Annotated in this window: 8 protein-coding genes; 2 read left to right on the forward strand and 6 right to left on the reverse strand. The window is 32.7% G+C overall.

Annotation, left to right across the window (positions count from 1 at the left end; all coding sequences use genetic code 11):
- Positions 1-843: 843 nt before the first annotated feature.
- A complete protein-coding gene (locus ACZIYX_RS23035) occupies positions 844-1,608 on the reverse strand; it encodes a DJ-1/PfpI family protein (protein WP_462684617.1) in 765 nt (254 codons plus the stop codon).
- An 11-nt stretch (positions 1,609-1,619) separates the two neighbouring features.
- Positions 1,620-2,846, reverse strand: coding sequence for an MDR family MFS transporter (locus ACZIYX_RS23040; RefSeq protein ID WP_462684618.1), 1,227 nt, complete (start codon positions 2,844-2,846; stop codon positions 1,620-1,622).
- A 131-nt stretch (positions 2,847-2,977) separates the two neighbouring features.
- Between ACZIYX_RS23040 and ACZIYX_RS23045 the strand changes: the two genes are divergently transcribed.
- On the forward strand, positions 2,978-3,592 hold the full coding sequence (locus tag ACZIYX_RS23045) for a DUF1684 domain-containing protein (RefSeq protein WP_462684619.1): 615 nt from the start codon (positions 2,978-2,980) through the stop codon (positions 3,590-3,592).
- 102 nt (positions 3,593-3,694) lie between these two features.
- Here the strand turns inward: ACZIYX_RS23045 and ACZIYX_RS23050 are convergent, their stop codons facing one another.
- The 3 genes from ACZIYX_RS23050 to ACZIYX_RS23060 all read right to left on the reverse strand — a co-directional run bounded on the left by ACZIYX_RS23050 (position 3,695) and on the right by ACZIYX_RS23060 (position 6,633).
- Positions 3,695-4,807, reverse strand: a complete 1,113-nt coding sequence (locus ACZIYX_RS23050; RefSeq protein ID WP_462684620.1) for a porin — start codon at positions 4,805-4,807, stop codon at positions 3,695-3,697.
- Positions 4,808-5,073: 266 nt separating this feature from the next.
- Complete coding sequence (crcB, locus tag ACZIYX_RS23055) at positions 5,074-5,439, reverse strand: fluoride efflux transporter CrcB (RefSeq protein WP_462684621.1); 366 nt, start codon at positions 5,437-5,439, stop codon at positions 5,074-5,076.
- 159 nt (positions 5,440-5,598) lie between these two features.
- On the reverse strand, positions 5,599-6,633 hold the full coding sequence (locus tag ACZIYX_RS23060) for an SRPBCC family protein (RefSeq protein WP_462684622.1): 1,035 nt from the start codon (positions 6,631-6,633) through the stop codon (positions 5,599-5,601).
- A gap of 93 nt (positions 6,634-6,726) precedes the next feature.
- Between ACZIYX_RS23060 and ACZIYX_RS23065 the strand changes: the two genes are divergently transcribed.
- On the forward strand, positions 6,727-8,778 hold the full coding sequence (locus tag ACZIYX_RS23065) for a dipeptidyl-peptidase 3 family protein (protein ID WP_462684623.1): 2,052 nt from the start codon (positions 6,727-6,729) through the stop codon (positions 8,776-8,778).
- Between the two features lie 78 nt (positions 8,779-8,856).
- On the opposite strand, the gene ACZIYX_RS23070 is transcribed toward ACZIYX_RS23065, so the two are convergent.
- On the reverse strand, positions 8,857-9,657 hold the full coding sequence (locus ACZIYX_RS23070; protein ID WP_462684624.1) for a hypothetical protein: 801 nt from the start codon (positions 9,655-9,657) through the stop codon (positions 8,857-8,859).
- Between the last annotated feature and the right edge of the window lie 132 nt (positions 9,658-9,789).

Here is a 9,789-nt window from a genome sequence, read left to right on the forward strand (position 1 = left end):
TTTATCATTCCGGCAATTTGTCATCCCCATGAAGAACGGGACTGGAATCCACCATTAACAAACTTTAAATCCATAGTTTAAATTCTTAACTTAACGATATTGATGATTTGGGCAATGTGGTTAAGTTAAGACAAAAAGATATTATGGTATTAACTTTAGCGATATTGATAATCAGGGTTTAAACAGATAGTATGCAGACAAACTTCTATTGGTGTTAACTATGACCTTTTCTTTAAATTATAAATTGTAATGGATATTTATAAGGAAAACAAACAGTAATAATCAATATTGGTTTATATTAAAGCATAATATTTTGAAAAGATCACAACCATAAATTAATTAGTGAATATTGGGGTGATATCGCAAAAAAGAACACTTAATATTTAAGTTTTTGTTTTCAATTCAAGTTGAAATATTAAAATTTTGTGTATTTCATCGATTTTATATGTTTTTTATCGCTATTTTTTTTGTTTGAATACTTCTTTTGTATTATCTTTACTATAAGATAAAAAACTTTGATGTATGTTTAAAAACTAACATTTTAGCTCGTATGACGATATGGATTTGAAATGTCAGTTTGGAATACATCAAGGGACAAATTAAGTGTGAGGACATTAGTCAAAAGACCCCAAATCTTAAAACTAAAGAGAGTACGTAATTTAGCCCTAAGTATTAAAAGCGCACTTGATAAAGTGCGCTTTTACTATTTTATATTAATCTAAGCTTATATCTGTTTTGTTTTGAAATTCCTCAGGACTAGTCTCGAAAATATTTCTGCCCTATCAGAGGCATAATCCGGGTTAAATAGAATAAAAGATGAAATGCATAGAGAGCAAATAGTTTTTATTTGGAGCGATCAGATAGTAAAGCGGTATTAATCACAAGATGAGGTACTTTATTTAGGTCCCAGTCGATTACTAAGCCGCCAGCTAGTGATTTAGCGATCTCTGCTCCGTATAAATATTCGCATAGGTACAAAGCAGCTTCAAAACTTTTGGCACCACCTGCAGAAGTTATATATTTTCCGTCGTGTACAAATAATACATCTTTTCTAATATCCAAATCAGGAAACATAGCCCGCATTTTATCAATATCACCAGGAAAAGTAGTAGAAACAATAGTATTTAAAACCCCTGCTTTTGCAAGCACAAATGCCCCATCACAATGTGAAGTCATAAATATAGCTGTTTTATCTGCTTGTTGTACAAAATTGATCATTTCCTGATCTTGTAAATCTGTATCTAAATGATGCTCTGCACTAGGGACTACCAGAATATCTATTTTGGGCAAAGAATCGGTACGGTAGTTATAGTCAGGAATTATTCTTACACCTTCAAAAGTAGTTATTGGATTATCAGTATTAGCAACAGTAAAAACATTCATTTGTTTTATGTTTTCACGATATTGCGTGTGTTGAAAAATATCATAAGGAGCAGTAAACTCTGTATTGTAAGTACCATCCATGATTAAAAAAGCAACATTGTAGCGACCAGAATCCAGTTTTGGGAAACTTTTTTTCTTTTCAGAGGCTATTTTATCTTCTGCATGCTTTTGTTTGGCACATCCCAAGGTAAGTGCGATAACCATTATAAAAAGTATTTTATTCATGGAGGTGTTTTTTATGCTATAATATTAGGTATTGGCTTTTCTTTATTTACTTTTTGTTTTACAATATATAATAAAAATACACCTAAAACAGCTATCGTTGCCATGAAAACCCAAGTGTTGTCGTAACCAAATTTATCGATAAGTTGCATACCCGAGTTGTGTCCAAAAATATGGGCGGCAGAAAAAGACATACTATATAACCCCATGTATGCCCCTTGTTTTCCTTTTTTAGACCTCTCTAAAGCAAAAGCATTTCCAAACGGAAAAGAGATCATTTCGCCCAGAGTAGCTATCATCATACCTATAATCAATATGCCTGCCCATGGAGTGATTAAAAACAGTATAAAACTTATACCAGTAAGCATAAAACCGCTGGCAACATTTCCTATTTTGGTACTATTTGTTTTTTCCAAATAGGCAATCAAAGGCATTTCAAATAAAAATATTAATGCACCGTTCATTCCTAATAACAAACCAATTTTTTCTTCCGATAAATGATGTACTTCTTTATAGTACAAAGGGATTGTAGAAAAATATTGAACAAAGATAAAACCAAATAATCCCAATGCAATTAAAAATAGAATATAGATCCCGTCTTTATGTGCTTTTACAGGGTTTTTAATTACTATTTCCTGATCTAATATTTTAGCTTTTTTAGGATGCAGGGTTTGTATCATGACCAACCCGGCAATAATACATGTAATTCCATCCACCCAAAATATCCCATAATATCCTATAGTTGCTATAATTAATCCGCCAAGAGCAGGTCCGGCAGAAAACCCAAGATTAATAGCCAGTCGTATAAATGTTAAAGACCTGGTTTTGTTTTCGGGTTTACTATAGGCGCTTAATGCAACAAAAAATGCAGGTCTTGCCATATCTGCAATTGCTATTAACACAAAAAAACCAATACAAATACTCCAGAAATTGGTGAAGTATTGAATTACCATAAATGAAATACCAGTAAGAAAAAGAGACCCTAAAATTACTTTGTAATATCCTATTTGATCGCTTAATTTACCGCCAAGCCAGGCTCCTAAAAAAGAACCTAATCCATAACTGGTCATAATCCAACCCACTTGTTGTAACGAAAAATCTAAATTATCAGTAAGATAAAGGGATAGAAATGGAATAACCATTGCTCCTGCCCTGTTAATCAGGGTGATTAAAGCCAACCACCAAACTTCTTTGGATAATCCTGAGAAAGATTTAAAATAGGTAAGTATAATTTTTAGCAATGTATATAGAATTTGTATGTTATGTACTCAAATAATAGATAAATGTAGTTTTTTATCTATTATTTGTATACAATTTCTCCAAAATTAATTAGTTAACTAATTGTAAATTGTATTTTTGCAAAAAAACAGAAGTGTTTCGATTATCGATTTTGTTTATTTTCTTGATTAGCAATGTATTTGCTCAGGATTCTAAGACTATAAAAAGGATATTGTCTTTTCAACAGGAGCTTAATAAAGATTTTGCTTCTGAAGAAACTTCGCCTCTTACCCCAAAGGATTTAAAACATTTTAAATCTTTAGACTTTTTTAAAATAGATACCTCATTTTGTGTTAAAGCAAAATTTGTGCGTACTCCTTACGAGACCCCTTTTGTTATGAAAACAACAACAGGTAGCGAACCATTATATGTAAAGTATGGCGAGGTACATTTTGTGCTTCAATCCAAAGCATTTGCCTTAAATGTGTACCAAAGTATGGAGTTGAAAACAGAACCCGAATATGATACTTATCTATTTTTACCATTTACCGATTTAACTAATGCAGAATCCAGCTATTCCGGGGGGCGTTTTATAGATCTCAAAATTCCTGATGGGGATTTTATTTTAATTGATTTCAATACGTCTTACAATCCTTATTGTGCATATAATTATCGTTATTCCTGTCCTATTCCCCCAGAGAAGAATCACTTGGCTATAAAGATTCTTGCAGGAGTTAAGAGGTTTAAAAACGAATCTGAAAATAAATAATACTAGCTTTTAAATATAAATCACCTGCTAAATTTATTTATTTTTAGCAGGTGATTTATATAAGGTATTAAAGTTTCTTCTTAGATATTACTTATAATTGCTTTAGAATTTATATACCGCACCTAATACAAAAGAAGACAGGTTTTTTGTAGCTTCTCTGTCTTTGTCAATAAAAAAATCTCCAGAGGTTGTGTCCAGTCTTAATTCAGGTATAAGGGTCAGGTCTCCAATAGTGTAATTTCCAGTTAAAGTAGTGGCAATTACATTTCCGTCTCCTTGAGTATCCAGACCGATAACATCAGTTAATCCCCCATTATACACAGAGAAATACTCACCTCTTAATCCAATGGTGAATTTTTCAGATGTTTTATATTGTGGGTATAATGCAATACCATAAAATCCGGAATCCTCTCCGTTTTCTTGAGGCTCTGTAGTTACATAAGTCGTATTTAGACCAAGCTTAAAATATTCGGTTACATCCCACGAGGTAGTAAGGTCTGCTTGAAAAGTAGGGCCTACTTCTCCGGGAAACCCTTCGTTGCCATATCTAAAATTAAGATATCCACTGCCTTTGTCTGCTTCGTACCCTAATTGTGCACCAACAATATAGGTATCAAAAGGATTACTGTCTGTATAGTCAGATGGATTCATTACAGCAAGCATAGCAGACCATTTTTCATTAAGTTTAAAATCAGCTTTTAGACCAGTATGAGATAAAGGACCATACGTAAACATATACGATGTAGAGTAATTAAAGTTGCTGGTTGGTGAAATCATTTCATACCCTATATAGGTATTGAAATTACCAAAAGTAAGTTTAATATTTTGATTTACTTGCCAATATACATATAGTTGATTAATGATTTGCGATGTCCCTTCAGAGTTAAATACAGCTTCCTCTCCTCTTTTTCCAAATACAAGATCCGCTACAAATCCAACCTTTTCTCCTTCATATCCTAAAATAGTATTTACCATCCCTAAAGCAAAACCGTTTTGATTAGCAAAAAAAGTTTTCGGCGCTACAAGATTATTATTAGGGGCATCGATATTATATCTATAGTAGCTATCTATAGATCCTGATAAGCTTATTTTAGAGAATAATTCTTCTAATGTTGATTTTTGTTTTTCTTCTTGTGCTATAGTATGAAAACTTAAAAAAGTTAAAGTTATAAAAGAAGCTCTTTTTAAAAAGTTTGTGATAGTGATTACTTTCATAATTAATTTTGGTTACCTGTAATAATATTTCAATTTGAGAGCGTAAAACTATACAAAAGAAAGATAATTAAGAAGGACATAAAAGGTAGAATATTGTGCGGCTTTAGTTTTAAATAAGAGTATTGGTATTAGGTATCGAGGTACAGGATAAAATTAGGTTATAAAGAACAAGGTGTTAGAACTTTGCGCTTTGGTATACTACGGTAATTGATTTAGTTTTTAAGAGAACCATTTATTAAATACTTTTCTATAAGAACAAAATAAGTTTATTTGGTAATAAACATTCCTAAAAACACAAAAAGAAGACCAATAACCAGAGACCCTGTTGTATACAGAATAAAATTTATAAAATCTCCTGATTTTAATAATACATGGTTTTCATAAGCAAAAGTAGAAAAGGTTGTGAACCCGCCACAAAATCCGGTTGCAAGAAGAAGAACTGTATTTTGAGATAGGATATTGTTTTTAAGGGAAAGACCTAAGATAATACCAATTAAAAGACTGCCCAGTACATTGGCAGTTAATGTGCCATAAGGAATTCCTGTAGAGGAGTTGTTAAGATATCTACTAATAAGATATCGTGCAATACTGCCAGTGCCACCACCAATAAATACCAAAAATATCTGTTTCATTAATTAAAATTTAAAAGAAATTATCTTAAAAACATGTTTTGCTTAGACCTAATACTGGTAAATAATCTCTGTAAGATGGATTTAAGAGTAGTTTATAATATTAATTTGATAGGCTACATTTTTGTTATTTAACAAAAATGTAGCCTATCAAATAGTTGCTTATTTTATCGGGATATAAATTTCGGTTATCCATTCTGCTGGATTTGGTTGTACTCCCGGATCTACTTGGTATACTTCAAAAGGAGCAGCTTCTGTATCTGGTTCCAGATTATTGTCTCCAATATATTTGTAACCGGTTTCCCATGCTTCTTTTAAGTTAATATAATCACCTCTAAGGGTAGTTTTAACTACTTTTTGTCTTGGTAAGAAATCACAAAGAACAGAACTTTCTTTTGGGGTTACTACTTTATCTCTTGTAGGGATAGCAGTAGAAAAAATAGAGGTCCCTTGTTCTTCATTATATTCATTATATAAGGTAAAAGGCATTCCTGTTTGAGGAAGATTGTTTTGTTTCATATAGGTACTTACCGCAGGTAGCATTTGTGCCATTTTATCGGGGATTGCAGCTATAGAGGAGGCGGTAGCACTATACATATAAAACCCGCCACCATGCTCGGTAATACCATCTACATGCACAGAGTACTTTTTCATTTTTTCATTAACAAAAGCATCTAGTTTTTCGAGCCCGCGAGAATACATAGGTTTTATTGCCTGGGAGAGAGTACTGTCCTGAGTTACCCAAAAAGCTTTTTCGATAAAAGATTGTGTACCTTTCATACCCCAGGTAACTTTGGTTTTTTTGCCTTCCAGTTTTTCAAATTTCCAGTATACATCGCTTTTGCTTTCTCCCATAGGAGTAATAAATGTTATCCCTTGATCTATGCCTGTAAAAGGAGAAACTTTTTTGGTTTCCATTCTGCCATCCCCTTGGGTTTCGCTTTTCCATGAATATGAAGCCCCCTCGCCACTCGTTTTTTCGGGATACTCCATAATAAAATCGTCAGATTCGTCCATCCATGGTCCCCATTTGTCCCATGTTTTATACTCATTGATAGTACTAAACAACAACTCATCAGGGGCATCAATTACTCTGCTTTCTTCTACTTGATAATCACCATTTATGGTGGCTACATAAACAGCACCACCTATTATTACTAGTAATAATAGAAAAAATAAATACTTTACTATTTTCATGTTAGTTAGTTTAGATTGTTTAATCAGCTAATATAAACAATTTTAACATCCTTTTTATTTTGTTACATTTGTCAAAACAATAAAATATAACAAATGAAGCTTAATAAAATATTATTTTTTATAGCTATCTCTGGTGTAATGATAGCATGTAAAAAAGATCCAAATGTTAAAGATCAGATAGATCAACAAGAAGAAAAACAAGAGGTAGCAGAAGAAAAGTTTGATTATATTGTAGAACAATTTGCAGACATAAAAGTTTTACGATATAAAATTCCGGGGTGGGACAATCTTACTTTAAAAGAACAGAAACTGGTGTATTATCTTACGCAGGCAGGTTTAAGTGGACGAGATATAATGTGGGATCAAAATTACCGGCATAACCTTACTATAAGAAAAGCGTTAGAAAAAATTTACACTTCGTATGAAGGAGATAAAGATGCCGCAGATTGGAAAGCTTTTGAAACCTACTTAAAAAGAGTTTGGTTTTCTAATGGTATTCATCACCACTATAGTAACGATAAAATCAAACCAGAATTTAGTAAAGATTATTTAAGTTCTTTGCTTGCTGCAACAAGTACAGAAATGCCAAAAGAGGCATACGAGGTGATCTTTAATGAGGCAGATGCCAAAAAAGTAAACCAGGCAAAAGGAGTAGACAATGTAGCAGTATCTGCGGTTAATTTTTATGGACCGGGAGTTACCAATAACGATGTGGCTTCTTTTTATGGTAAAATGAAATCACCAGATCCGGCTAAACCATTATCTTTTGGGTTAAACTCTCAATTAGTAAAAGAAAACGGAAAACTTACAGAAAGGGTGTATAAATCAGGTGGGTTGTATGGTTCTGCAATCGATCAAATCGTTACATGGTTAGAAAAAGCACAAGGAGTAGCAGAAAATAAAGCGCAAGGAGATGCTCTTGGTTTATTGATAAAATATTACAAAACAGGAGATTTACAAACCTGGGATGATTATAATGTTGCGTGGACAGCTGCTACCGAAGGAAATATTGATTATATCAATAGTTTTATCGAGGTATATAACGATCCGTTAGGATACAGAGGATCTTACGAGAGTATTATACAGATCAAAGATTTTGATATGTCTCAAAAAATGTCTGTATTATCGGATAATGCACAGTGGTTCGAGGATAATTCTCCGTTAATGGACGAGCACAAAAAAGATAGTGTAGTAGGAGTTTCGTACAAAGTAGTAGCAGTTGCAGGAGAAGCAGGAGATTCTTCGCCAAGTACTCCAATAGGAGTTAACCTACCTAATGCAAACTGGATTAGAGCCGCAGTAGGATCAAAATCTGTTTCTTTAGGGAATATTACCGAGGCATATAGTAATGCAGGAGGTTCTGATCGTTTAAAAGAATTTGTACACGATCAGGAAGAGTTTGAATTAGAAGAGAAATACGGACAATTAGGAGATAAATTACATACCGCTTTACACGAAGTAGTAGGACACGCATCCGGACAATTAAACCCGGGAGTAGGTGAAACCAAAGAGACTTTGAAAAACTATGCTTCGACTATGGAAGAAGGTCGTGCAGATTTAGTGGGATTATACTATTTGATGGATCCGAAATTACAAGAATTAGGATTGGTTGAAGATTGGGAAAAAACAGGGAAAGCTGCCTATGATGGATATATCCGTAACGGTTTAATGACTCAATTGATACGTTTAAACCTGGGAGATGATGTAGAAGAAGCACACATGCGTAATCGCCAGTGGGTAAGTGCATGGGCTTTTGAGCAAGGAAAAAAGGATAATGTAATAGAAAAAGTTACCAGAGATGGTAAGACCTATTTTGATATTAAGGATTATGCCAAATTACGGGAGATTTTTGGGCGATTATTAAAAGAAACCCAACGTATTAAATCGGAAGGGGATTACAAAGCAGCAGAAGAACTGGTAGAAGGATATGGCGTAAAAGTAGACCAAGCATTGCATGCCGAGGTACTGGAGCGTAACAAGCAATTTACCTCTGCGCCATACAGTGGTTTTGTAAACCCTGTTTTGGTACCGGAGATGGATGAAAACGGAGAAATAACCGCAATTAAGGTTACACAACCAGAAGATTTTGTTTCACAAATGTTATTTTATAGTAAGAACTATAATTTCTTACCAGAGGTGAATTAATTTTTATCTGTTTACTATTATAAAAGCGTCCTTTCTGAGTGTATTAGAAAGGACGTTTTTTTGTTTGTAACTAAGACTCTATGGGGTTTCGTTATTTGAACTTTCCCCTTTACTTTCTGAAAGAGAAAAACCTATGTTAACACCAATACCAAACCATATTTTTTTGTTGTATTTCCAGTTTGCTTCAATGTCATTATTTCCTAAAAAATCCATGCCTGAAAATAAACCAATATTAATGTTTTTATCAAAATGAAGAATAAAACCTATAGAGCTACTAAAAGCACTAGCTGTTCTTTCTTCTGAAACATTACTATTTTTACTATTCAAATTTATAGAAGATATACCTATTCCAATAGAAGGCTCGTATAACCAGCGGTCTTCAATTTTTTTATTAAATCTAAACTGGAAGCCTATATTCATCCCAAAATTTATATTTTGTTCAAAATCAAAATTATCTATTCTGATTTTAAATGGAATAGTATAAAATCCAGCTCTAACTCCTCTAAAAGAAGAATAAATAGGATCTGTATACTTATTGAATACTTCACGAGTCATAATGTGTTGAATAGAAAAACCGTTTGTTGTTTCATAAAATAGAGTATTTAATTTAACCCTTTTATTGTTTTTTTTAAAAGAATCTTGACTAATGGTGTCTGTACTAAATCTATTAACAGTAAATATTATGCTGTCTTTTTTTTCATTACCATCTGATGCTGGTTTAATGTCAATTACTTTGATTTTGTATCCTTTCTTATAATTTAATTTTGTGGTTTTATTAGTATAATTTGTGTTGAATATGTGGTTTGATTGCAAATCTTGAGCATTACAGTAAAAGATCGAAGACAGGCTGAGTATTAAAATAAATGTAATTTTTTTCATGATCGTAGTGTTTTAGATTTCAGTTAAAACTACCATACAATCTAGCGCAAAAGAATACCCGTAACAGGGTATATTGTGTTTGTCATCCTATGTTTGTATAGGGTTTAAATTTCAATAATGATTTACTTTGTT

The organism is Aquimarina sp. (assembly GCF_977115655.1).

Bases quoted from the DNA above. Each gene is read 5' to 3' on its own strand.
- ACZIYX_RS23035 (WP_462684617.1), bottom strand. From the start codon at position 1,608: ATGAATAAAATACTTTTTATAATGGTTATCGCACTTACCTTGGGATGT.
- ACZIYX_RS23050 (WP_462684620.1), bottom strand. From the start codon at position 4,807: ATGAAAGTAATCACTATCACAAACTTTTTAAAAAGAGCTTCTTTTATA.
- crcB (WP_462684621.1), bottom strand. From the start codon at position 5,439: ATGAAACAGATATTTTTGGTATTTATTGGTGGTGGCACTGGCAGTATT.
- ACZIYX_RS23060 (WP_462684622.1), bottom strand. From the start codon at position 6,633: ATGAAAATAGTAAAGTATTTATTTTTTCTATTATTACTAGTAATAATA.
- ACZIYX_RS23065 (WP_462684623.1), top strand. From the start codon at position 6,727: ATGAAGCTTAATAAAATATTATTTTTTATAGCTATCTCTGGTGTAATG.
- ACZIYX_RS23070 (WP_462684624.1), bottom strand. From the start codon at position 9,657: ATGAAAAAAATTACATTTATTTTAATACTCAGCCTGTCTTCGATCTTT.